Source organism: Alsobacter soli (assembly GCF_003004785.1).
Lineage (GTDB): Bacteria > Pseudomonadota > Alphaproteobacteria > Rhizobiales > Beijerinckiaceae > Alsobacter > Alsobacter soli.
Genome location: NZ_PVZS01000001.1, coordinates 116,939 through 138,886, shown reverse-complemented (window position 1 = coordinate 138,886; position 21,948 = coordinate 116,939). Strand labels below are relative to the sequence as shown.

At 68.7% G+C, this 21,948-nt stretch carries 19 protein-coding genes; 5 read left to right on the top strand and 14 right to left on the bottom strand.

Going from position 1 to position 21,948, the window contains the following annotated elements:
* Nucleotides 1–63: 63 nt before the first annotated feature.
* From SLNSH_RS00655 to SLNSH_RS00635, 5 genes are all read right to left on the bottom strand, one after another.
* Nucleotides 64–1,095 (bottom strand): methylenetetrahydrofolate reductase, encoded by a 1,032-nt coding sequence (locus SLNSH_RS00655; RefSeq protein ID WP_106334890.1) that lies wholly within the window; start codon nucleotides 1,093–1,095, stop codon nucleotides 64–66.
* 32 nt (nucleotides 1,096–1,127) lie between these two features.
* The gene (locus tag SLNSH_RS00650; protein WP_106334714.1) at nucleotides 1,128–1,655 is read right to left on the bottom strand and encodes a methylenetetrahydrofolate reductase C-terminal domain-containing protein; all 528 of its coding nucleotides are present in this window, start codon (nucleotides 1,653–1,655) and stop codon (nucleotides 1,128–1,130) included.
* 82 nt (nucleotides 1,656–1,737) lie between these two features.
* Nucleotides 1,738–2,034 (bottom strand): virulence factor, encoded by a 297-nt coding sequence (locus tag SLNSH_RS00645; RefSeq protein WP_106334713.1) that lies wholly within the window; start codon nucleotides 2,032–2,034, stop codon nucleotides 1,738–1,740.
* A 130-nt stretch (nucleotides 2,035–2,164) separates the two neighbouring features.
* The gene (locus SLNSH_RS00640; protein WP_106334712.1) at nucleotides 2,165–2,788 is read right to left on the bottom strand and encodes a DUF1638 domain-containing protein; all 624 of its coding nucleotides are present in this window, start codon (nucleotides 2,786–2,788) and stop codon (nucleotides 2,165–2,167) included.
* A 103-nt stretch (nucleotides 2,789–2,891) separates the two neighbouring features.
* Complete coding sequence (locus SLNSH_RS00635; RefSeq protein WP_106334711.1) at nucleotides 2,892–3,596, bottom strand: corrinoid protein; 705 nt, start codon at nucleotides 3,594–3,596, stop codon at nucleotides 2,892–2,894.
* A 289-nt stretch (nucleotides 3,597–3,885) separates the two neighbouring features.
* On the opposite strand from SLNSH_RS00635, the gene SLNSH_RS00630 reads away from it, so the two are divergent.
* From SLNSH_RS00630 to flhA, 3 genes are all read left to right on the top strand, one after another.
* Nucleotides 3,886–5,430, top strand: a complete 1,545-nt coding sequence (locus SLNSH_RS00630; RefSeq protein ID WP_106334710.1) for a trimethylamine methyltransferase family protein — start codon at nucleotides 3,886–3,888, stop codon at nucleotides 5,428–5,430.
* Nucleotides 5,431–5,441: 11 nt separating this feature from the next.
* Nucleotides 5,442–7,868 carry a GcvT family protein gene (locus SLNSH_RS00625; protein WP_106334709.1) on the top strand — a complete coding sequence of 809 codons (2,427 nt, stop codon included), beginning with the start codon at nucleotides 5,442–5,444 and terminating at the stop codon, nucleotides 7,866–7,868.
* A 317-nt stretch (nucleotides 7,869–8,185) separates the two neighbouring features.
* Nucleotides 8,186–10,321, top strand: coding sequence for a flagellar biosynthesis protein FlhA (gene flhA / locus SLNSH_RS00620; RefSeq protein ID WP_106334708.1), 2,136 nt, complete (start codon nucleotides 8,186–8,188; stop codon nucleotides 10,319–10,321).
* Between the two features lie 408 nt (nucleotides 10,322–10,729).
* On the opposite strand, the gene SLNSH_RS00615 is transcribed toward flhA, so the two are convergent.
* Together SLNSH_RS00615 and copM are read right to left on the bottom strand one after the other, a co-directional pair.
* Entirely contained in the window at nucleotides 10,730–11,773 is a 1,044-nt protein-coding gene (locus tag SLNSH_RS00615; RefSeq protein ID WP_106334707.1) for a lysylphosphatidylglycerol synthase transmembrane domain-containing protein, read from the bottom strand.
* Between the two features lie 125 nt (nucleotides 11,774–11,898).
* Nucleotides 11,899–12,261 carry a CopM family metallochaperone gene (gene copM / locus SLNSH_RS00610; RefSeq protein WP_106334706.1) on the bottom strand — a complete coding sequence of 121 codons (363 nt, stop codon included), beginning with the start codon at nucleotides 12,259–12,261 and terminating at the stop codon, nucleotides 11,899–11,901.
* Between the two features lie 436 nt (nucleotides 12,262–12,697).
* On the opposite strand from copM, the gene SLNSH_RS00605 reads away from it, so the two are divergent.
* Nucleotides 12,698–13,309, top strand: coding sequence for a GNAT family N-acetyltransferase (locus SLNSH_RS00605; protein WP_106334705.1), 612 nt, complete (start codon nucleotides 12,698–12,700; stop codon nucleotides 13,307–13,309).
* Between the two features lie 148 nt (nucleotides 13,310–13,457).
* Here SLNSH_RS00605 and fliJ read toward each other — a convergent pair whose 3' ends face one another.
* Both fliJ and fliI read right to left on the bottom strand, forming a co-directional pair.
* Nucleotides 13,458–13,877: a flagellar export protein FliJ gene (gene fliJ, locus SLNSH_RS00600; protein WP_106334704.1), complete on the bottom strand. Its 420-nt coding sequence runs from the start codon at nucleotides 13,875–13,877 to the stop codon at nucleotides 13,458–13,460.
* Between the two features lie 63 nt (nucleotides 13,878–13,940).
* Complete coding sequence (gene fliI, locus SLNSH_RS00595) at nucleotides 13,941–15,254, bottom strand: flagellar protein export ATPase FliI (protein ID WP_425352964.1); 1,314 nt, start codon at nucleotides 15,252–15,254, stop codon at nucleotides 13,941–13,943.
* A 388-nt stretch (nucleotides 15,255–15,642) separates the two neighbouring features.
* On the opposite strand from fliI, the gene ctrA reads away from it, so the two are divergent.
* A complete protein-coding gene (gene ctrA, locus SLNSH_RS00590; RefSeq protein WP_106334702.1) occupies nucleotides 15,643–16,344 on the top strand; it encodes a response regulator transcription factor CtrA in 702 nt (233 codons plus the stop codon).
* 419 nt (nucleotides 16,345–16,763) lie between these two features.
* Here the strand turns inward: ctrA and SLNSH_RS00585 are convergent, their stop codons facing one another.
* From SLNSH_RS00585 to SLNSH_RS00560, 5 genes are all read right to left on the bottom strand, one after another.
* Nucleotides 16,764–17,129: a response regulator gene (locus SLNSH_RS00585; protein ID WP_106334701.1), complete on the bottom strand. Its 366-nt coding sequence runs from the start codon at nucleotides 17,127–17,129 to the stop codon at nucleotides 16,764–16,766.
* Nucleotides 17,126–17,650: a chemotaxis protein CheW gene (locus SLNSH_RS00580; RefSeq protein ID WP_106334700.1), complete on the bottom strand. Its 525-nt coding sequence runs from the start codon at nucleotides 17,648–17,650 to the stop codon at nucleotides 17,126–17,128. The genes SLNSH_RS00585 and SLNSH_RS00580 overlap by 4 nt, the downstream gene beginning before the upstream one ends.
* On the bottom strand, nucleotides 17,647–20,262 hold the full coding sequence (locus SLNSH_RS00575) for a hybrid sensor histidine kinase/response regulator (RefSeq protein ID WP_106334699.1): 2,616 nt from the start codon (nucleotides 20,260–20,262) through the stop codon (nucleotides 17,647–17,649). Before SLNSH_RS00575 ends, SLNSH_RS00580 begins: the two co-directional genes overlap by 4 nt.
* Nucleotides 20,263–20,692: 430 nt before the next feature.
* A complete protein-coding gene (chpT, locus tag SLNSH_RS00565) occupies nucleotides 20,693–21,340 on the bottom strand; it encodes a histidine phosphotransferase ChpT (RefSeq protein WP_106334697.1) in 648 nt (215 codons plus the stop codon).
* A 112-nt stretch (nucleotides 21,341–21,452) separates the two neighbouring features.
* Nucleotides 21,453–21,935 carry a YHS domain-containing (seleno)protein gene (locus tag SLNSH_RS00560; RefSeq protein WP_245421922.1) on the bottom strand — a complete coding sequence of 161 codons (483 nt, stop codon included), beginning with the start codon at nucleotides 21,933–21,935 and terminating at the stop codon, nucleotides 21,453–21,455.
* Nucleotides 21,936–21,948: the final 13 nt, after the last annotated feature.

Here is a 21,948-nt window from a genome sequence, read left to right as displayed (position 1 = left end):
CGTTCGCTATGAGAAACGTACCGTTTGTTTTGTCATTCCGTGTCTTCGCCTTTCGGGCGAGGCTCAGGCGCCCAGGCTCTCCACCGCCTGCAGGCGATGCTGGAAGTCGCGCCGCCAGGGCGTGCGACCGCGCAGCACCCCCGATTCGTGCACGATCTCCGATACATACTCCTCCTGCCGGTAGGCCATCACGTGGACGCCCGAGACACCCTTGATCTCGCGGATCTGCTGGATGAGCTCGATGCAGATCTTCTTGCCCTCGGCCTTCTGGTTCTGGGCGCCTTCGAGCCGCGCGATCACCGCGTCGGGGATATGGACGCCGGCAACGTTGGCGCGCATCCATTTGGCGGTCCGGGCGGAGGCGAGGGGGCCGACGCCGACCAGGATGAAGCATTCCTGCTCCAGCCCGTCGTCGCGCACCCGCTGCATGAAGCGCTCCAACAGGGGAACGTCGAAACAGTACTGCGTCTGGCAGAACTGGGCTCCGGCGGCGATCTTCTTGGCGAGGCGGATCGGCCGGAACTCGTAGGGCGGCGCGAAGGGGTTCTCGGCCGCGCCGAGGAACAGGTCCGGCCCGGAGGTGAGCTTGCGGCCGGAGAGGAAACGCTTCTCCTCCCGCATGGTGCGGATCACGGACAGCAGCGACGTCGAGTCGAGGTCGAAGACGGGCTTCGCCTCCGGGTGGTCGCCGCACTGGACGCCGTCGCCGGTCAGGCACAGCACGTTGCAGACGCCGAGCGCGGCGGCGCCGAGCACGTTCCCCTGGATGGCGATCCGATTGTAGTCGCGGCAGCTGATCTGCATGATTGGCGAGTAGCCGATCCGCGTCAGCAGAGCGCAGATCGCCACGCTGGACATATGGCAATGGGCGCCGGAGCCATCGGTGGCGTTGATGCCATCCACCCAGCCCTCGAAGATATGGGCGCGCTCGTAGACCTCCTCAGGGTCGGCCGAATCCGGCGGGTTCAGCTCGGCCGTCACCGCGAACTCGCCCCGGCGCAGCACGCGCTCCAGCCGGCCGCGGGACGAGTGGCCCGGCAGCGGCGGCAGGGGAGCGTGGGGCTCGGGGCCGATGTCGTCGGGATGGGGCGCCATGGGGGCGTCTCCGTCGCGCAGCATGGCTCGTCTCAGTGGGGCTTGGGTGCTGGCGCAACGGCGCCATTCTTCTCGCGGGCGACGCGCAGCCAGGACGATTCGCCCTTGCGGCGGTGGTCGATGGGCGGCTGCACCTCGGCGATGCGATCGCCGTCGCGCATCAGCCGGCTGCCCTCCCAGGCCTTCACCCAGACGCAGGGCATCTCGGGATAGACCTCGCAATGGCCGTCCTGGCGCACGCCCCCGCAGGGCCCGTTGCGCAGGTTCTTGGGGCAGTTCATCGGGCAGGACATGCCCGTGGAGGACAGGATGCACTGGCCGCACATGCGGCAGTCGAACAGCGCGCCCTTCACGGCCGACTCGACGGCCGCCACGGGCCTTTCGAGCCGCGTATAGCCGATCCTGGCCCAGACCGGATGAAGGCGGACCAGAATGGGCTCGAACGCCGCATACAGGTTCTCCATCAGCCGGGCGTGGCGGATGGAGAAAAAGCGGAGGCGGCCGTGGTCGCCGGCGGGCGGCCTCTTGCCTGGTGGTTCGAAAGCGGCGGGAATCTGCATCGGGTCTCTCGCGGCCTTGTCGCGCGAAAGAGTTGAGCCGATCCGGCGCTGAGCGCCGACGCCTGATGCGCTGGAAAATGCTCTAGGCGCGACCTTGGTTCTCGATCAGCGCCTTCAGGGCGTCCTTGTCGTACTGCGCCTCGAGCCGGTCGGCTGTGGCCTGGGCCTCGGCTTCCAGGTCGTCGCCGCACTCGGCCGGCTCGCCCTTGCGCCAGTCGGCCAGGTAGTCGTCCGTGCTCGCCGCGCCGGAGCGCATGGCCGCCATGTCCACCGCCTCGATGAAGCGCTTGGACAGCTCCCGCTTGGCTGTGGTCCGGCCCGCCTTGGCGATGACCTGGGTCGGGATATCGCGCCAGTAGAGGATGGTGATCTGGGGCATGCTGTCGGTCTCTCCATCATTGCGAGGAGCATAGCCCAGAAGCAATCCAGGGGGCTTGGCGCCTCGCCCCCTGGATTGCTTCGCTTCGCTCGCAATGACGGAGGGTGGATCGTTGGCGCCCAGGCTCGATTCAGGACTGCTTGGCCGCCGCTCTCTCCAGGAATTCCTCAATCCCGCCCAGGCCCGTGACGCGCTTCTCGTAGGCCAGGCCCAGCCGCTCGGCCGCCCTCCGGGCCTTGGCGTCGAGGGCCGGGTCCTCGATCTGCGCCAGGTAAACCACGCGCTTGTAGTTGCCGAAATACATGGGCAGCAGCTCGGGGAAGCGGTCGAGGCCGAGGCCTTTGATCATGAGGCGTTCGAAGTGACGGACGAGGTAGTCCGTCAGGTAAAAAGTCGCTGGCTCGGCGTCGGCCAGCGCCGCGAAGTCCGGGCCGCCCATGAAGAACTCGTAGCAGTGGGTCCCCTCGATGCGCGCCACGCCCTCTTCGCGCAGCACCTCGTCCAGGAGGCCGCCGGTGCCGCAGTCGCCATAAAGGCAGAGGATCTCGTCGTAGCGGTCCCGGTTCGCGCGAATCTTGCGCCGCACCTCGCCGGGTATTTTCTCGGGCCGGTTGTGCAGGATGCCAGGCAGGCAGGTGACGGCCAGGTGCGTCAGCCGGTTCGCCTCGATCACCGCCAGCAGTTCGCGCGCCAGCGCCCCGCAGGCTATCACGAGGGTCCTGGGCGGAGCAGGGGCCGTGTTCACGTCCGTCATTGCGAGGAGCGCAGCGACGAAGCAATCCAGGGGGAAGTGGCCTCCCGTCCGCCTGGATTGCTTCGCCTTCGGCTCGCAATGACGGACAGGAGGAGACGCATGGTCACACCGCGCGGGACTGGACCGAGCCCTGCCGCTTGGCCATGAAGCTCTTGGCGGTTTCGACCGCCACGGCGGCGTCGCGGCAATAGGCGTCGGCCCCGATGGCGTTGGCGAAGGTCTCGTTGAGAGGCGCGCCGCCGACCAGCACGACGTAGTCGCTGCGCATGCCCTTCTCGCTGAGCGTGTCGATGACGACCTTCATGTAGGGCATGGTGGTCGTCAGCAGGGCCGACATGCCGACAATGTCGGGCTGATGCTTGTCGATCGCCTCGAGATAGTTCTCGACCGGGTTGTTGATGCCCAGGTCGATCACCTCGAAGCCGGCGCCTTCCATCATCATGCAGACGAGGTTCTTGCCGATGTCGTGGATGTCGCCCTTCACGGTGCCGATAATCATCTTGCCGATCTTCGGCGCGCCGGTCTCGGCCAGGAGCGGGCGGAGGATCGACATCCCGGCCTTCATGGCGTTGGCCGACATCAGGACCTCGGGCACGAACAGGATGCCGTCGCGGAAGTCCTCGCCGACAATGCGCATGCCCTCGACCAGCGCCTGGGTGAGCACGTCGTAGGGCGTCCAGTTGCGGCCGAGCAGGATGCGGACGCCCTCCTCGATCTCCTCCTTCAGCCCGTCGTAGAGATCGTCGTGCATCTGCTCGACGAGTTCGTCGTCCGAGAGCGTGTTGAGGTCGAGATCGTCGCCGGCCATCAGCCCATTCTCCTGGCAAGCGGCCCGGGGGCGGGCCTGCTCCTAGCTTGTCGGCGTTCGATATAACGCATTGTCGCGCGCAAGACACCCGGTGGCGCGCCCGCGACGCGCCTTAGAAATCCGTGCTTGAAGAAGAGCGGGGCCCCCCATCCGGGCCAGCCTCGCCGGAGTCGAAGGGAGGCCAGCACAAGTCGGATCGAGCGCAATCGGCCGCAACGGCTTCGTCGAGACTGACCCCCGTCAAGGGATCGCGCTCCTTCAGTCGGGCGTGTTTCGGCGGGGTGAGCGCATGGCGGACGCTGCGATGGAAGCCCGGGGACGGCGGCGCCGCGGGCGCGGCGAGGCCGACTCGGCCGCACCCGCGATCAGGCCGCAGCCCCGCTTGCCGTTCGCGCCGGTTCCCGCCGTTTCCGCCGACGAGCTCGAAGCCATTCACGAGGCGTCGCTGACCATCCTGGAAGAGATCGGGATGGACTTCCTCCACGAGGGCGCCCGCGACCTGCTGAGGGAGGCCGGGGCGGAGGTGGAGGCCGGTTCGCCTCGGGTTCGCATCCCTCGCCAGCTCGTGGAGGCGCAGATCGGGCTCGCGCCCCGGAGCTTCACGCTGCATGCGCGCAACCCGGCTCGCAACCTGGCCATCGGAGGCGACGCCGTTGCCTTCTGCGCCGTGGCGAGCGCCCCGAACGTGGCCGACCGCGACGGCGGGCGACGGCCCGGCAACCGGACGGACTACCAGAACCTGCTGCGGCTGGGGCAGTCGCTGGACGCCGTCCACCTGTGGGGCGGGTACCCGGTGGAGCCCGCGGACGTGCACGCCTCCGTGCGGCATCTGGACGCTCTGTTCGACATGCTCACGCTGTCGGACAAGGCCATCCACGCCTATTCGCTCGGGCGCGAGCGCAACCTCGACGCCATCGAGATGATCCGCATCGCCCGCGGGATCGATGACGCCACGCTGGAGCGTGAGCCGTCGGTGTTCACCATCATCAACTCGTCGTCGCCGCTGCGTCTCGACGGGCCGATGCTGGAAGGCGTTATCCAGATGGCCAGGCGCAACCAGGTGGTGGTGCTGACGCCCTTCACGCTGGCCGGCGCCATGGCCCCGGTGACGATCGCCGGCGCCGTCGCGCAGCAGAACGCGGAGGCGCTGGCGGGGCTCGTGGTCGCCCAGCTCACCCGGCCGGGGTCGCCCTTCGTGTATGGGGGCTTCACCTCCAACGTGGACATGAAGTCGGGCGCGCCAGCCTTCGGCACGCCGGAATACATGAAGGCCTGCCTGCTCGGGGGCCAGCTGGCGCGGCGCTACGGGCTGCCCTACCGATCCTCCAACGCCAACGCGGCCAACACGGTGGACGCCCAGGCGGCCTACGAGAGCGTGTTCTCGCTCTGGGGCGCGATCATGGGCGGGGTGAACCTCCTCATGCACGGAGCGGGCTGGATGGAGGGCGGCCTGCAGGCGAGCTTCGAGAAGATGGTGCTCGACGCGGACCTCCTGGACATGGTGGCCGAGTTCCTGCGGCCGGTGAAGGTCGACCCCGAGGAACTGGCGCTGTCGGCCATGCGGGAGGTGGGGCCCGGCGGGCATTTCTTCGGCTGCGCGCATACGCAATCCCGGTACAGGACGGCGTTCTTCGCCCCGATGATCTCCGACTGGCGCAACTACGAGAGCTGGCGCGAGGCGGGCGCGCCGGCCGCCTATGACACGGCGAACCGCCTGTACAAGCAGCGGCTGGCCGCCTACGAGCCGCCGCCCATGGATCCCGCCATCCGGGAGGAGCTCGAAGCCTTCGTCGCCCGCCGCAAGGCGGAGGGCGGCGCGCCGACGGATTATTGAGGGGCGACGCCATGAAATCCCATGCCCAGGCGGTCATCATCGGCGGCGGCGTCGTCGGGTGTTCCGTGCTGTACCACCTCGCCAAGGCGGGCTGGACGGACATCGTGCTCGTGGAGCGCGCGGAGCTGACCTCCGGTTCCACCTGGCATGCGGCGGGCGGGTTCCACACGCTGAACGGCGATCCGAACGTCGCCAAGCTGCAGCAGTACACGGTTGAGCTCTACCGCGAGATCGAGGCGCTGTCGGGCGTGTCCTGCGGCCTGCATCTCACCGGCGGGGTGATGCTGGCGGGTACGCCAGAGCGCATGGACTGGCTGAAGATGGCGCACGCCAAGGGGCGTTATCTCGGCATGCACACGGAGATCATCTCGGCCGCCGAGGCCAAGAGGCTGATGCCGCTCGTCGACGAGAGCCGCTTCGTGGGCGCCATGTACGACCCGCTGGAGGGACACCTCGACCCCTACGGGACGACGCACGCCTATGCGCAATCCGCCAAGCTGAAGGGCGCGCAGATCGTGCTGCGCAACCGCGTGGTGGACACCGTGCAGCGGCCGGACGGAACCTGGGATGTCGTCACCGAGAAGGGGACCATCCACGCCGAGCACGTCGTCAACGCCGGCGGCCTCTGGGCGCGCGAGTGCGGGCGCATGGCCGGGCTGGAATTGCCGGTGCTCGCCATGGAGCACATGTACCTGCTCACCGAGGACATGCCCGAGGTGGCCGAGATCAACGCCGCCACCGGCAAGGAGGTGATCACGGCGCTCGACTTCGAGGGCGAGATCTACACGCGCCAGGAGCGCGGCGGGATGCTGCTCGGCACCTACGAGAAGGCCGGCAAGCCGTGGTCCGAGACGGAAACGCCCTGGGACTTCGGGCAGGACCTGCTGGAGCCGGACCTCGACCGCATCGCTCCGTCGCTCGAGGTCGGCTTCGAGCACTTCCCGGCCTACCAGAAGGCCGGCATCCGCAGGATCATCAACGGCCCTTTCACCTTCGCGCCGGACGGCAACCCGCTGGTCGGGCCCGTGCGGGGGTTGAAGAACTACTGGGTGGCCTGCGGCGTGATGGCCGGCTTCAGCCAGGGCGGCGGCGTCGGGCTGGCGCTCTCCAACTGGATGGTCCACGGCGACCCCGGCTTCGACGTGTGGGCCATGGACGTGGCGCGCCACGGCGACTGGGCGACGCTCGCCACCACCAACGCGCGGGTGAAGGAGAACTATTCCCGCCGCTTCCGCATCCGCTTCCCCAACGAGGAGCTGGTGGCCGGGCGGCCGCTGCGCACCACGCCGCTCTATGACCGGCTGAAAGCCGACAACGCCGTCATGGGCGAGAGCTACGGCGGCGAGTACCCGCTCTGGTTCGCGCCGAAGGGCGCGGAACCGAAGGACGTGTTCTCCTTCCGCCGCTCCAACAGCTTCGGGCCGGTCGGGGACGAGTGCCGGACGGTGCGCGAGCGGGTCGGAATCGTGGAGACGTCGGGCTACGCCAAATACGAGGCGACGGGGCCGGCGGCGGAGGCGTTCCTGTCCACCGTGCTGGCCGGCAAGATGCCGGCGCAGGGCCGCATCTCGCTGACCCCCATGCTCAACCCCAGGGGCAAGCTCATCGGCGACTTCACCGTGGGCCGGCTCGGGCCGGAGCGCTTTCTCGTCATCGGGTCGGGGCCGGCGGAGCAATACCACATGCGCTGGTTCCTCCAGCACGCGCCGGCCGCCGGGGTGCGGATCAAGCCGCTGGGCTCGCGGCTGCAGGGTCTCAGCATCGCCGGGCCGAGGGCGCGGGAGCTGCTGCAAGGCCTGGTGCGCCGGGACCTCTCGACGGAGACGTTTCCGTTCCTCTCCATCGCCACCATGGATGTCGGGCCCGTACCGGCGATCGTGGGGCGCATCTCGTTTACGGGCGATCTCGGCTACGAGATCTGGGTGGAGCCGGACTGCCACCGCGCCCTGTTCGAGGCGCTGTGGCGCGCCGGGCAGGCCTACGGGATCGGCCATTTCGGGCTTCGCGCCCTCAACAGCCTGCGGCTGGAGAAGAGTTTCGGGACCTGGGCGCGGGAATACCGGCCGATCTACGGGCCCGTCGAAGCTGGCCTGTCCCGTTTCATCCGCTGGAGCGATCCCACCTTCATCGGCGCGGAGGCGGCGCAGATGGAGAAGTCCTCCGGCGGAGCGCTTCGACTGGTCACCTTCGCGGTGGACGCGAGGGACGCCGACTGCATCGGCGACGAACCGATCTGGCGCGACCGCCAGGTCGTGGGCTGGATCACCTCCGGCGGCTACGCGCACGCCGCCCGCGCCTCGGTGGCGATGGGCTACGTGCCCGCGGCTCTCGCCGGCGCGCGCGACGGCTTCGAGGTCGAGATCATCGGCGAACGGGTGCGGGCGACGCCGCTGGCGGAGCCGCTCTTCGACCCGAGCGGATCGCGCATGCGGGCCTAGCCCGGGCCGTCATCCCCGGCCGGAGCGGCGAGCCCGCGGAAGGGAAGGGGATCCCGGAGACTGGGTCCCACCGTGAGAGCCTCAGAGCCGTATTGGACCGTGAGCCCGGGAAGGCGTGCGCCGCCCCTGGATCACCTTCCCGGCGCTGCGCGCCGCCGGGGATGACGGGCATTCCTGAGCCGCAGGCCGCGGCTGGACTTCCTTACGCCCAGATCGGGACGGGCTCTCCGCCCCCGTATTAACCAAGCCTTCACCATGAACCCGGCAGAAATTGCCCAGGTGCGCCCGGCTCCGGCCGGCGCGGGATTCGGTGGGGCATGACGGACATCTCGGCAGTGGACGGCAAGGCTGCAGGCGCCAAGGGCGTCTCCGTGCCGTCGCTCGGCCAGATCGGCGCGCTGCTCGGCCGCTCGGACATTGCGCTCGCCATTGCGGTGATGGGCATCCTGGTGGTGCTGATCCTGCCGCTGCCGGCGGTGCTGCTGGACCTGATGCTCGCGGTGTCGATCATCCTGTCCGTGCTGATCCTCATGACGGCGCTGTTCATCGAGGCGCCGCTCGAGTTCTCCGCCTTCCCGACGGTGCTGCTCATCGCCACCATGCTGCGGCTGGCGCTGAACCTCGCGTCCACCCGCCTCATCCTGTCCAACGGCCATACGGGCACGAGCGGCGCCGGCCACGTCATCGAGGCGTTCGGCGCCTTCGTGATGGGCGGCAACTTCGTCATCGGCATCGTGGTGTTCGCCATCCTGCTGGTGGTGAACTTCGTGGTCATCACCAAGGGCTCGGGCCGCATCGCCGAGGTGGCGGCGCGCTTCACCCTCGACGCCATGCCCGGCAAGCAGATGGCGATCGACGCGGACCTCAACGCCGGGCTCATCGACGAGGCCACGGCCAAGAAGCGCCGCAAGGAGCTGGAGGACGAGTCGTCCTTCTTCGGCGCCATGGACGGCGCCTCCAAGTTCGTGCGCGGCGACGCCATCGCGGGCCTGCTGATCACGTTCATCAACGTCATTGGCGGCATCATCATCGGCGTGGTGCAGCACGGCGTCAGCTTCTCGCAGGCGAGCCGGTCCTACACGCTGCTGACGGTGGGCGACGGCCTCGTGTCGCAGATCCCGGCGCTGATCGTGTCCACGGCGGCCGGCCTTCTTGTGTCCAAGGCAGGCGTCAGCGGCTCGGCCGCGAAGGCGCTCTCCCGGCAGCTCGCCACCATGCCGAAGGCGCTCGGCATGTCATCGGCCGTGATGGCCATCCTGGGCCTGCTGCCCGGCATCCCGATGCTGCCCTTCTTCGGGCTTGCGGCGGGCGCCGCCTGGTTCGCCCGCAAGCTGCACCAGACCCAGGCCGTCGAGGCCGCGGCCGGGGCGCCGGGCGCGCCAGGGGCGCCCGGCGCCGAAGGGCAGGGGCAACGCGAAGAGACCATGGCGGAAGTGCTCAAGATGGACGATCTCAAGATCGAGATCGGCTATGCGCTGCTGCCGCTGGTCAACGACCCGAACGGGGGCGACCGCCTCACTGAGCAGATCAAGGCGTTGCGGCGCACACTCGCCCAGGAGATGGGCTTCGTGATGCCGTCCGTGCGCATCCTCGACAACGTCCAGCTCGAGGCGAACCACTACATCGTCAAGCTGAAGGAGGTCGACGCCGGCCAGGGCGTGGTCTATCCGGGCCAGTTCATGGCCATCGATCCCATGGGCGGGGCCATCGACCTGCCGGGGCAGCACACCATCGAGCCCACCTTCGGGCTGCCGGCCACCTGGATCGACGCTTCCCTGCGCGACGACGCGCAGATCCGCGGCTACACGGTGGTGGACGCCGCGACCGTGATCTCGACCCACCTGACCGAGATCCTGAAGGCGAATGTCGGCGAGTTGCTGTCCTATGTTGAGTTGCAGAAGCTCCTGAAGGAACTGCCCAAGGAGCACGCGGACCTCGTCAAGGAGCTGGCGCCGCAACAGATCCCGATGACCTCGATCCAGCGCGTGCTGCAGATCCTGCTGGGCGAGCGCGTCTCCATCCGCGACCTCGGCACGATCCTGGAGGGCGTCGCCGAGGCGGTGAACATGACCAAGAACCCGCGCGACATCGCCGAGGTCGTGCGCCAGCGCATCGCCCGCCAGATCTGCGCGCAATACACGAACCCGCAGGGCCAGCTGCCCATCATCACCCTGTCGCCCGCATGGGAAACGGCTTTCGCGGAGTCCATCGTCGGCCAGGGCGACGAGCGCCACCTCGCCATGCAGCCCTCCAAGCTGCAGGATTTCGTCCTGGTGGTTCGCGACCGCTTCGAGGACGCCGCCCGCATGGGCGAGATGCCGGTGCTCGTGACCTCCGCCTACGCCCGGCCCTTCGTCCGCTCCATCATCGAGCGCTTCCGCCGCGAAACGCCGGTGATCTCCCAGGCCGAGATCCACCCCCGCGCGCGGCTGAAGACGGTGGGGAGCGTGTGAGGCGATTGTTCGCCGTCATAACAGGGCAAAACGGTCGTGTGGTTGGCGCGGGATGCCCCGCAGCCCTCATCCCTGGTTCCTCTCCCGCCTTGCGAGATGGAAACCCGCGCCGTCATCCCCGGCCGGAGCCGCGCAGCGGCGGAGGGGAAGGGGATCCAAGGGCCACGCGCGCCCGGGCCTGTCGGGATCATCGCCTCAAGGCTTCGCGAGCCTGCGCGTTTGAAGGGGCAAGACGTGCACCCAGTCGCCTGGATCCCCTTCCCGGCCTGCTTCGCAGGCCGCCGGGGATGACGGCGCGAAGTCCGCCGCGACGTGGGGCCGCGAGCCACGACGAGGCCTCGCCGTCGGCTTCTCAGACATCTCTCCCGCCGCGTGGGAGAGAGTTGCGCATCCTGTGGGCGGGCGCTCTTAAACCGGCGGGTTGGGCTGGATGGGGGCGGCCGCCCTGGCAAGCTGGGAGCGCTCGAACAGGAGCACCACGGGAAGGGCGAAGATGAGGGGCAGGATCAGGTAGAACAGGCGCCACACCAGCAGGGCCGCGACCACGGCGGGAGCGGGGACCGTCGGCATGATGGCCAGGAACACCGCCTCCATGACGCCCACGCCGCCAGGCACCTGGGAGAGCAGGCCCGCCGAGAAGGACATCAGGAAGGCGCCCAGCACGATGAAGAAATGCGGGCTGCCCTCCGGCAGGGCGAAATAGATGATGCCGGCGGCGCCCATCAGCTCCAGGGGCGCGGCGAGGTACTGCCGCAGCACGATGGGCAGGCGCGGGTAGACGATCTCGAAATGGCCGAAACTCACCGGCTTGAAGTGCAGCCAGGAGCCCAGGGTGTAGAGAAGGCAGAAGGCCAGCAGGCCGGCGCCCGCCAGCTGCGCCGCCGTCTCGTTGACGGCGAACCAGGGCGAGAGGCTCGCCAGCGGGCGCAGGATCTGCGGCTCACCAACCAGAACGAGGCCGAGCAGCAGGACCGTGCCGAAGGCGAATGTGAAGGAGCAGAGCGCCACCAGGATGGCGACATCGGCGGCCGAGAGGCCCTTCGCGGTGTAGGCCCGATACCGCACCATGCCGCCGGAAAAGACCGAGGCGCCGATGTTGTGGGAGAGCGCGTAGGTCACGAAGGAGCACGTGGCGATATAGAACCACGAGATGCCCTTCTGCTTCTTCAAGTGGATGAGGGCGATGCGGTCGTACCAGGCGAGGGCCCCATAGGCGACCAGCGTGGACAACGCGCACATCAGGTAGGCGTGCGGCGGGATCTCGACGATCTTGCCGGCGATCACGGAGGCGATCGTCTTGACGTTCTCCCACAGGGAGCCGTGGTCCAGGAGCGCCCGCACGGCGGGGTCGGCGCCAGCCTCGGCCTTGAGCTTCCTGTAGAGAAGATCGATGGACCAGACGACCGCGGCCAGCCCGACGAGCGGCCAGATAAAATCCATGATGCGCTTCATGCGGGTCGCCTGGCTCGCCCCCTCTCAGGCCACGTCCCGCCTCTCCTGCACGAAGCCGTGAACGGCCGCAAGCGTGATCGCGGGCGGGCGGCCGAATGCCATGGCTCCCGGCCGCCCTTTCACGACTATTTGCCGTGCTTGGCGAGCCACGCCTTCATGACCGCGATCTCGGCCTCCTGCGTCTTGACGATGTCTTCCGCCATCTTCCGCAGCTCCGGGTCCTTGCCGTGCTGGAGTTCGACCCTGGCCATGTCCACGGCCCCCTGGTGGTGGGGGATCATGCCGCGGACGAAGTCGACATCCGCGTCGCCGGTCAGCGGCGCCGCCATGTCCTTGTGCATCTTGTCCATGGCGGCCTTGTAGCCGGCGTCGGCAGGGCCGCGGCCCATCGGCATGGCGCCGTGGTTCATGTGCGTCTGCTGGGCCAGGGCCGAGGAGACGGAGAGAAGGCCGCAGGCCAGGGCCGCGGCGACGAGCTGGATCTTCATGATGTTGTCCTTGATCGATGATTGCCGGTTTGCGGCGAAGCCGCGTCTCGATCAGGCGCGGGGAGGGGGCGGAGAGGGTCCGTTGGCGACTGTCGCCGGCAAGATGTCGGACGGGATGGCGAGCCCCCCACGCAGCATCGGTCCCGGCGGCGAAAGGGGCTCCGCCAGGCTGGGGGCGGGAGCGCAGTGCATAAGGCAGCACATCGCCGCTGCAGGCGCGCGACCATGCCGGTCGGCGTGCTCCTGGCAAGGCTCCGGGTCCGACACGATGAGGGCCGTGGGCGCAATCGTCCCGGCGCTCGCCGCGACGGCGCAGGCCTGCTCGCCGGCCTGCGGACAGAAGACCTTGGCCCAGCCTTGTCACGATGTCAGCGAACTTGTGAATCGGATCGAGGTCCCTAGGATCGCGCTCCCAGCTTCAGGAGCCCGCCCGCCCATGTCAACCGGACCGACCCTGCCCGATGGCTATACCGACGTGCCCGCCGGCAAGATCGCGTCCGTGGTCACTTATCTGGAGATGCGGGAGCGGCCGGCAAGAGCGCGGGGGCCGGAGAAGCCCGAGCTGTCCGTCGAGCGGATCGGGCCAGCGGACACGGCCCGCTACAAGGAGGTGTACCGGGCCATCGGCGAGCGCTGGTTCTGGTTTTCTCGCCTGGCGATCCCGGACGCCGCTCTGGCGCAGTTCCTCTCCAACCCCCGAGTGGAAGCCTATGCGGCCGTGCGGGAGGGGCGGGATATCGGACTCATGGAGATCGACTTCCGTGGGAAGGGCGAGGCCGAGATCGTGTATTTCGGCCTGGTCGACCGCGCCGTGGGGCAGGGCGCGGGCCGCTGGCTGATGGACCAGGCGCTGGCCGTCGCCTGGGCCCGACCGATCCGGCGCTGCTGGCTGCACACTTGCACGCTGGACCACCCCGGCGCCGTGGGCTTCTACCGTCGCTCGGGCTTCACGCCCTACAAGCTCGCCATCGAGGTGGCGGATGACCCGCGGCTGACGGGGGCGCTGTCGCCGGATGCTTTTCCGGATATCCCGCTCGCCAAGCCGTAATCCGCCGTCTTCGCGAGGAGCGGAGCGACGAAGCGATCCAGGGGGCCGGGCGCCAGGGGCCTGGATCGCTTTGCTTCGTTCGCGATGACGAAAAACGGAAGCCCGGCCGCAGGGGCCGGGCCTCGATCATGGCCGGTGCGTGGGTCGATCAGGCGCGGGCGAAGCCCGCCCGCATGGCGAGGCCGATGCGGTCGAGGTCGGACTGCTCGCGGGCCGCCTCGGCGGCGCGCTCGCGGGCCTGCTCGCGGTCGTCCAGGATCTCGAACTTCTTCAGCTCCTGGAAGGCGCCTTCAAGGTCGGCGCGGGCGTCCTCGAGCTGGGTCTTCAACTCGTCCGCGGAGCGCTGGAGGTTCTCCTTGCGCGTGAAGGCGGCGCGCGCATAAGTCGGATAGGCGAAGTGAGCCTTGTCCGAGATGCCCGACTTCTGCTCTTCCGCCGCAATCTCGCGCTCGAGCTCATGCACCATGCGCTCGAAGTCGGCGATCATCATTTCGATCTGCGCGACCCGGCGGCGCTTTTCGTCCACCTGGAAGCGCTTGAGGCGCATCACCGTATCCCGCGATTTCATTCCCATCTACTCACGCTGCGGCGCCGGTCGGGACAGCGCCGAGTTACACTGGCGATCAGGGCGTCAGGCGCCGGCCATGATCCCCGCGAGACGGGCATAACCATCGCGCAACGAGGTTGCTTCTTCCTTACTTTGACGAAGAAAATCCTCCAGAGCGGGATTGAGCCGAATGGCGCGGTCCACTTCCTCGGAGGAGCCGGCCCGGTACGCGCCTAGGCGGATGAGCTCCTCCATGTCCGAATAGGTCGCCATGGCCTGCCGGGCCTCCTGCACGACAGGCCAGTATTGCGGGTCGCAGGAGCGGGGCATGGTGCGCGACACGGACTTCAGCACGTTCACGGCCGGGTAGCGGCCGCGCTCGGCGATGCCGCGTTCCATCACGATGTGGCCGTCCAGGATGCCGCGCACGGCGTCGGCCACGGGCTCGTTGTGGTCGTCGCCGTCCACCAGCACCGTGAAGAGGCCCGTGATGGCGCCGTCGCCTACGCCAGGGCCGGCGCGCTCCAGCAGCTTCGGCAATTCCGTGAACACCGTGGGGGTGTAGCCCTTGGTGGTGGGCGGCTCGCCTGCCGCCAGCCCGATCTCGCGCTGGGCCATGGCGAAGCGGGTGACGCTGTCCATCATGCACAGCACGTCCATGCCCTCGTCGCGGAAGTGCTCGGAGATCGCCATGGTGAGGTAGGCGGCCTGCTTGCGCATGAGCGCGGGCTCGTCGGAGGTGGCCACGACCACGACCGAGCGTGCGAGCCCCTCCTCGCGCAGGTCCTCCTGCAGGAACTCCTGCACCTCGCGGCCGCGCTCGCCGATGAGGCCGATCACGGCCACGTCCGCGCCCGCGTTGCGGGCGAGCATGGACAGGAGCACGGACTTGCCCACGCCCGAGCCCGCGAAGATGCCCATGCGCTGCCCGCGCGCGCACGTCACGAACGTGTTGAGCGCGCGCACGCCCAGGTCCAGGGGGGCGCCTACGCGCATGCGCGCGTGCGCGGGCGGGGGCTCCTGCCTGTAGCGCACGAGCGCGCGGCCCGCCGGCAGGGGCCCGCGCCCGTCCACGGGCTCGCCCATCGCGTTCACGACGCGCCCGAGCCACCCGCGCGACGGGCGCACGCCGCCCGGGGCCGCGCGCACGATGGCGCGGCACCCGCGCCTGAGCCCGTCCACGCTCCCGAACGGCATCACGAGCGCGCGCTCGCCCGAGAACCCCACCACCTCGCACGGCACCGCGCGGCCGGGGGCGACCTCGATGTCGAGCAGGCCGCCCACGTGCATGGCCGAGAGGGGACCGGCGACCTCGATCATGAGGCCGCGCACGCTCGCGACGCGACCGTAGACGGTGAGGTCGTCCAGGTCGGCGAGGTCCGCCCGCAGGGCGTGCAGGCGGTCGTGTTCATGAACGGGCATGCCTGATCCGTAACGATTCGTTTACCGGTCCCATTAACAATGCATGGGCCGAACCCGCATGTCGCGCCGTTTCCGAAACGCTCTGCGAAAGGGCGAGTCCTGCGAGTCTGTTACGCCAGCTTCTTCATCCGCCACATGAGATCCAGCGTTCGCCTTTTCTGCTTCAAGAGCAACATTTTAGCCCGATTCGTGGAGATCGGGCCGCATGGCGCTTGCGGATCAGAATCAGGTTTTGTTAACCATTACGGCGTAGCGTTGCGAGTCGAAATCAACAGGGCGCCTGCGAGGGCGTTTGAGAGCTTCAGCCGGGTCCCGCCGGTCGATGCTGCGGTCGCGGACCAAGGGACGAGCTTGGAGATCTGAAATGCGCATACTTCTCATCGAAGACGACAGCGCTACAGCCCAGAGCATCGAACTGATGCTCAAGTCCGAGAACTTCAACGTCTATACGACGGATCTCGGCGAGGAAGGCATCGACCTCGGGAAGCTGTACGACTACGACATCATCCTGCTCGACCTGAACCTGCCGGACATGTCCGGCTACGAGGTGCTGCGCAGCCTGCGCGTCGCCAAGGTCAAGACGCCCATCCTGATCCTCTCCGGCCTGGCCGGGATCGAGGACAAGGTCCGGGGGCTCGGGTTCGGGGCGGACGACTACCTCACCAAGCCGTTCCACAAGGACGAGCTGGTGGCGCGCATCCACGCCATCGTGCGCCGCTCGAAGGGCCACGCGCAGTCGGTCATCACCACAGGCGACCTGATCGTCAATCTCGACCAGAAGACCGTCGAGGTGTCGGGCTCGCGCGTGCACCTGACCGGCAAGGAGTACCAGATGCTGGAGCTCCTGAGCCTGCGCAAGGGCACCACGCTCACCAAGGAGATGTTCCTCAACCATCTCTACGGCGGCATGGACGAGCCGGAGCTGAAGATCATCGACGTGTTCATCTGCAAGCTGCGCAAGAAGCTCGCCAACGCCTCGCAGGGCAAGAACTACATCGAAACGGTCTGGGGCCGCGGCTACGTGCTGCGCGAGCCTTCGGAGAACGACGAGCGCATCCCGGCCTGAGGCCACGGGCCATCCGAGACGATCAGCCCCGCTTCGGCGGGGCTTTTCGTATGTGGCGCTCCCCGACGCCAGCGGGACGGCCATCCCGTTCCGCATTCGCTTTGAGCCACGGTCTTGGCGGGCGCCCCGTCATTCCCGGCTGGAGCCGCGCGGCGGCGGAGGGGAAGGGGGCCTAGGGCCATGCGCGCCTCGCCTCGGATCCCCTTCCCGCGCCTTCGGCGCGCCGGGGATGACGGCCGCGTTCCTGCGGCGCAGCCCTCGTTCGAATGATTCAAGGGCCAGGACACGCGGCCTCGTCATCCCCGGCCGGAGCCGCGCAGCGGCGGAGGGGAAGGGGATCCAGGGCAGTGCGCGCCTTGCCCCTGGATCCCCTTCCCGCGCCTGCGGCGCGCCGGGGATGACGGAGTTGAACTCGTTCTTCAGGCCAGGCCGACGCCTTCGAGCTTCTGGGTGATCTGGGACCTGTCGAAAGGCTTGAGGACGACGTCGTCCGCGCCGGCGTGGATGGCGCGGGCCATGATGGCGACGTCGTATTCGGTGTTGAGCAGCAGGATCTTCGGCGCGCCGCCGCCAGGGGTCTGGCGCAGGGCCCGCACGAAGGCGAAGCCGTCCATCTCGGGCATCAGGCTGTCGACGATGACCGCCTCCGGCATGCGGCGCCGGCAGCTATCGAGGGCCTGCTGGCCGTCGTCCGCCTCCTCGATCTCGAAATCGAGGGCTTCCAGGATGCGGCGGGTCACCTTGCGGATAACAGGAGAGTCGTCGACGATCAGGCAATGCTTCACGGCTGAAATCCTTTTTGCGGCGGAAAGGCAGAGGCGCGCGGGGCCTCGGCGGACCCGGACCCGAGCACGGCTTCGATATCGATGACGACCAGCAACCCGTTCTCCAGCCAATGCACGCCCTTGGCGATGCGGGCCCAGCGCGGATCGAGGTTGATGGGGTTGAGCTGCAGGTCGGAGACGCTGAGGCTGAGCACCTCGCCCACGCCGTCGACCGCCAGCCCAAAGGATTCGCCGGCGTATTCGACGCCCACCACCATGCGGCCGGGGCGCGCTTCGCCTTCTTCCAGGCGCAGGATGCGGCGCAGGGACAGGGTGGTCACGACCCGGCCGCGCAGGTTCAGGAGCCCGGCGACTTCCGGGGGCGCCAGGGGCACCGGCGTGATCTCCGAGGCGATGAACACGTCATGGACGCATTCGATGGGCAGGCCGAACAGCTGTCCATCCACCAGCACCGTGACGTAGTCGCGGGTTTCGGCGGCGGCTTCGGCATCTGCGAATCCGGAACGGGGCATCAGGGTCATGCGGCCTCCGCCTCACGCTGCTGGATGGCTTCGCCGATCGCCTCGATGAGGCCGTTGCGGTCGAACTTGGCCACCACGTCGAAGACGCCGAGCGCCCGCGCGCGCTCCAGGGCCGCGGGCTGCAGCCGCGAAGCCATGCCGATCACCGGCAGATCCGCGGTCCGGCTGTCGACCTGCAATCCCTCCACAAGGTCGAAGCCGTTGCGGCCGCGCGACTCGATGTCGGCGACGACCACCGCGAAGCTTTCGGCGCTGCGCTGAAGCACTGTGAGCGCCGCATCGAACTCGGCCAGGGCGACCACGTCGTAGCCGGCCGCCTTGAGGGCAGGGGCCAGCATGCCGCGGAAAAAGGGCGCCCCGTCCACCAGCAGAACGCGGTTGGACCTGGCGCGCGAGGGCTGGGCGGGAGTTTCGAACCAATCCGGGTGGGCCTGGCGCAGAAAATGGGCGACGTCGATGATCTCGGTGGCCCGGCTCCGGATCACGGCGGAGCCGATCACGCCCGGCGCCTGCCCGGTCGACTTGATCTCCAGGTGGTCCTCAACGATGTCGACGATCTCGTCCACCGCGATGCCCGCCGTCCGGTCGCCCTCCGAGAAGACCAGCACCGGCTGGATGCCGCTCTCATGAAGTGGCGCGCCCGGCACGGCCGGGACGATGGGAATGAGGTCGCCCCGGTACTGGGCGACGATGCGTCCCCCGATCGCCTCGATCTTGGAGACCTCGAATTCCTCCAGGCGGGTGACGGCGGCCAGGGGCACCGCCTTGAGCTCGCCCTCGCCGGCGCGAAACACGAGGAATGAGCTCTTGTCTTCCTGGACGCGGCGGCGAGGGGCCATGTCCTCGCGCTCCTGGCGGCTCGCCGCCGGGCTGGGGCCGATCCTCTGGACGACGCCATTGGGGTCCAGGATCAGGATCACCCGGCCGTCGCCCAGGATCGTGTTGCCGGAGAAGATGTTGATCGGCTTCAGGATGTTGGAGATCGGCTTCACGACGATCTCCTCCGTGTGGAACACCTTGTCCACCATGAGGCCGAAGGAGCGCTTGCCGAGCTTCAGCACCACGACGAAGCCGTCCTCGGGATCGAGCCGCTGGCCGGGCTTGTCGAAACCCAGGATCGAACTCAGGCGGACCACCGGAAGCAGGGTGTCGCGCAGGCGCAGCAGGGAGGCCCCGTTGATGGACTCCAGCCGGTGCTCGGAGGAGCCGCGCGGCTGCACAAGCTCCACCACGGCGACCTGCGGGATGGCGAAGCGGTGGCCGCCGGATTCGATGATCAGGGCCGCCACTATGGCCAGGGTGAGCGGGATCTTCATGGTGAAGGTCGAGCCCTGGCCCGGCGTCCACCGGATGTCGACGGAGCCGCCAATGAGCTCGATATTGGCGCGCACGACGTCCATGCCGACGCCGCGCCCGGACACATGGGACACGTGGTCGATAGTCGTGAAGCCCGGCTCGAAGATGAAGCGGGCGATGCGCTCGTCGCTCATGCGCTCGAGCTCGGCGGGCGTGACGAGACCGCGTTCCAGGGCCTTTGCGGCGACGCGGGCCACGTCCAGCCCGCGCCCGTCGTCCGCCACCTCGATGGTGATCGTGCCGCTCTCGTGAGCGGCGGAGATCCGGATCGACCCGCGGGGCGGCTTGCCGGCGCGGCGGCGCTCCTCCGGCGTCTCGATGGCGTGGTCGGCCGCGTTGCGGATGAGGTGGGTGAAGGGGTCCTTGACGAGCTCCAGCACCTGCCGGTCGAGCTCGGTGTCGGCGCCGGTGAGGATGAGCTCGATGTCCTTGCCTAGCTCGGCGCAGAGATCGCGCACGAGACGCGGCAGCTTCTGCCAGGCCGTGCTGATGGGCTGCATGCGGGTCTTCATGACCCGCTCCTGCAACTCGGCGGTGACGCTCGACAAGCGTTGCAGGGGGGCCTTGAAGGCGCTGTTCTCGTCGTGGCGCGCCAGTTCGACCAGCTGGTTGCGGGTGAGCACCAGCTCGGACACCATGGTCATGAGACCTTCCAGGGTGTCGAGCCCGACCCGGATGGATTGGGCGATCCCGGTCCCCTGCGCGCCATTGCGAGCGGGGGCCGGCCGGGCCGGGCTGGCCTGCCGGGCGCGGGGCGGCTCGTCCGGTTCCGCCTGCGGCGCCGGCTGCTGGACCCGAGGAGGCGCCGCCGCTGGAGCTTCCGGCCGGGGAAGGGGCGGGAGGGGCGTCGGCCTGGCCGGCTCGGGCGCGTGTTCCTGAACGCGTCCGTCGGCCTGCGCGGTGAGTTCGGCGATCAGATCGGCGTCGCCGCCCTCGGGCTCGGCCTGGGTCTCCTCCAGGACCTTCAGGATCATCTTGATCCGGTCGATCGTGCTCAGGATCAGGGTCACGGCTTCCGTGGTGACCGGAGCGCCCTCGCGGAAGCGGCTAATCAGGGACTCGGCGGCGTGGGAGAGCGCCTCCAGCCGCGGCAGGCCCAGGAACCCACAGGTGCCCTTGATGGTGTGCACCAGGCGGAAGATGTGCGCGAGCATGGTCGCGTTGTTGGGCTCGCGCTCGAACTGGACGAGTTGGCGATCGACGTTCTCGACCGTTTCGAAGGTCTCGGTCAGAAATTCGCGGAGAACGTCGTCCATGGGGCTTCCCGGTTCGGCGCCGCGTCCGGCGCCAAACCCATTCATGCCCCATCAACCGTTGATGATCGGTTGAACAGATGTCGAGCAAATGCCGGACGCGCGGTCGCCTTGAAGCCCCGGCCGTCCTTGCGAGGAGCGCAGCGACGAAGCAATCCAGGAGCCGGGCGGTCCACTGGATCGCTTCGCTTCGCTCGCAATAGCGCAAAACACGCCGTCGTGGCCGGGCTTGTCCCGGCCATCCACCGCGCCGTCCCGGGCGTGGATCCCCGGGACGAGCCCGGGGATGACGGTCAGGTGGACGCGCCGGTTGACCTGAGGATGCAGACGCGCGTGCGACCGGCCTTGGAGGCCCTGGATCGCTTCGCTTCGCTCGCAAGGACGGGGGAGGCCGATCTGCAGCCTCCAGGAGGCGGTGATCCGCCTGCGTCGCTCAGGCGGCCTTGGGCTTCGCCGAGATCGTGACCGTGTCGCCCTCGATCGACAGGTCGACGGTCATGTTGGCGGCGCGGGCGATCAGCCCCGTGTAGAAGGGCTGGATGCCGTGGGCGTCCACCGTGCCGCTCTCCGGGGCGCCCGCCAGCAGCGAGGGCGCGGCCGAGGGAATGCGCGCGTTGATGCCCTTGGCGGTGATCAGGAACGTGCCGATGTCGCCCTCCACCGTCAGGGTGACGCTGATCACGCCGCCGCGTGGAACCGCGGTGGTGGCGATCACCAGGAGATTGAGGAGCAGCTTGACCTGGTTCTTCGGCAGGAGAACCCGCGGGGCGGTCCAGTTGAGGGTCGTGCGGTCGTCGGCGATGAATCCGCGCGCGACCTGCTCGGCGTCGCCGGTGTCGATGGCGGCGCCGGCCGACCCGGCCGCGCCGAAGGCGAGGCGGGCGAACTGGAGGCGGGCGGAGGCCTGCCGGGCGCTCTTCTTGATGAGGTCCTGCGCGAAGCCGCGCATGGACTCGTCCTTCTCGTCCTCCAGGACCTCGAGGCCGTTCACGATCGCCCCGACCGGGCTGATGACGTCATGGCAGACGCGGCTGCACAGCAAAGCCGCGAGGTCGAGAGCGTCGAGGGTGATGGCCGTCATGTCCTGTTCTCCGCCGTCCGCCGCCGAATCGGCAAAGGCCGCCTTCCTGCCGATACACCGCATGGCGCTTCGATGAAAGGCGGCGGCGCCCACAAGCAAGGGAGCGCCCCCGTTACGGCGACAATTCGGCCAGGAGCCCGGGCCAGATCTGGTCCGCCGCCGCCGGCCCGCCCGTGGCGAAGAAGGCGTCCCGGGCCTCGGGCGAGCGGAACAGGAACAGCCGCTCGTCCCGGACGGCGAAGACGCTGGGGTCGGCGGCGACCGGAGACCGCCTGAGCACGGCGTCGGCGTCGTAGCCGCCATAGGCGGGCGCGAAGGACTCCGGCGCGCGCTGGAATTCGGCCTTGTTGGCCGCCGAGGCGAAGCGCCAGGTGGCTCCCGACCAGCGCCACTCGTGGTCCGGGCTTCCCGGGACGGGCTTGCCATCCACGAAATAGGCCACCGGGTCGTAGCCGAAGAGCGCGATGCCGGAGAGCGGGTCCACGACGACCCGCTGGGTGGTGAGCCCGTAATCCTGGGCCGCGCCGGCGGCCGCCGGCCCGAGCGCCAAGGCCAGGGCCAAGATGGCGGCGCGAAAGGGCCTTGCCTGCGACACACTTCGTCCAGAG

Excerpts from the sequence above, each read along its gene's own strand:
- SLNSH_RS00655 (WP_106334890.1), bottom strand. The coding sequence starts at position 1,095 with ATGGCGCCCCATCCCGACGACATCGGCCCCGAGCCCCACGCTCCCCTG.
- SLNSH_RS00650 (WP_106334714.1), bottom strand. The coding sequence starts at position 1,655 with ATGCAGATTCCCGCCGCTTTCGAACCACCAGGCAAGAGGCCGCCCGCC.
- SLNSH_RS00645 (WP_106334713.1), bottom strand. The coding sequence starts at position 2,034 with ATGCCCCAGATCACCATCCTCTACTGGCGCGATATCCCGACCCAGGTC.
- SLNSH_RS00640 (WP_106334712.1), bottom strand. The coding sequence starts at position 2,788 with ATGACGGACGTGAACACGGCCCCTGCTCCGCCCAGGACCCTCGTGATA.
- SLNSH_RS00635 (WP_106334711.1), bottom strand. The coding sequence starts at position 3,596 with ATGGCCGGCGACGATCTCGACCTCAACACGCTCTCGGACGACGAACTC.
- SLNSH_RS00630 (WP_106334710.1), top strand. The coding sequence starts at position 3,886 with ATGGCGGACGCTGCGATGGAAGCCCGGGGACGGCGGCGCCGCGGGCGC.
- SLNSH_RS00625 (WP_106334709.1), top strand. The coding sequence starts at position 5,442 with ATGAAATCCCATGCCCAGGCGGTCATCATCGGCGGCGGCGTCGTCGGG.
- flhA (WP_106334708.1), top strand. The coding sequence starts at position 8,186 with ATGACGGACATCTCGGCAGTGGACGGCAAGGCTGCAGGCGCCAAGGGC.
- SLNSH_RS00615 (WP_106334707.1), bottom strand. The coding sequence starts at position 11,773 with ATGAAGCGCATCATGGATTTTATCTGGCCGCTCGTCGGGCTGGCCGCG.
- copM (WP_106334706.1), bottom strand. The coding sequence starts at position 12,261 with ATGAAGATCCAGCTCGTCGCCGCGGCCCTGGCCTGCGGCCTTCTCTCC.
- SLNSH_RS00605 (WP_106334705.1), top strand. The coding sequence starts at position 12,698 with ATGTCAACCGGACCGACCCTGCCCGATGGCTATACCGACGTGCCCGCC.
- fliJ (WP_106334704.1), bottom strand. The coding sequence starts at position 13,877 with ATGAAATCGCGGGATACGGTGATGCGCCTCAAGCGCTTCCAGGTGGAC.
- ctrA (WP_106334702.1), top strand. The coding sequence starts at position 15,643 with ATGCGCATACTTCTCATCGAAGACGACAGCGCTACAGCCCAGAGCATC.
- SLNSH_RS00580 (WP_106334700.1), bottom strand. The coding sequence starts at position 17,650 with ATGACCCTGATGCCCCGTTCCGGATTCGCAGATGCCGAAGCCGCCGCC.
- SLNSH_RS00575 (WP_106334699.1), bottom strand. The coding sequence starts at position 20,262 with ATGGACGACGTTCTCCGCGAATTTCTGACCGAGACCTTCGAAACGGTC.
- chpT (WP_106334697.1), bottom strand. The coding sequence starts at position 21,340 with ATGACGGCCATCACCCTCGACGCTCTCGACCTCGCGGCTTTGCTGTGC.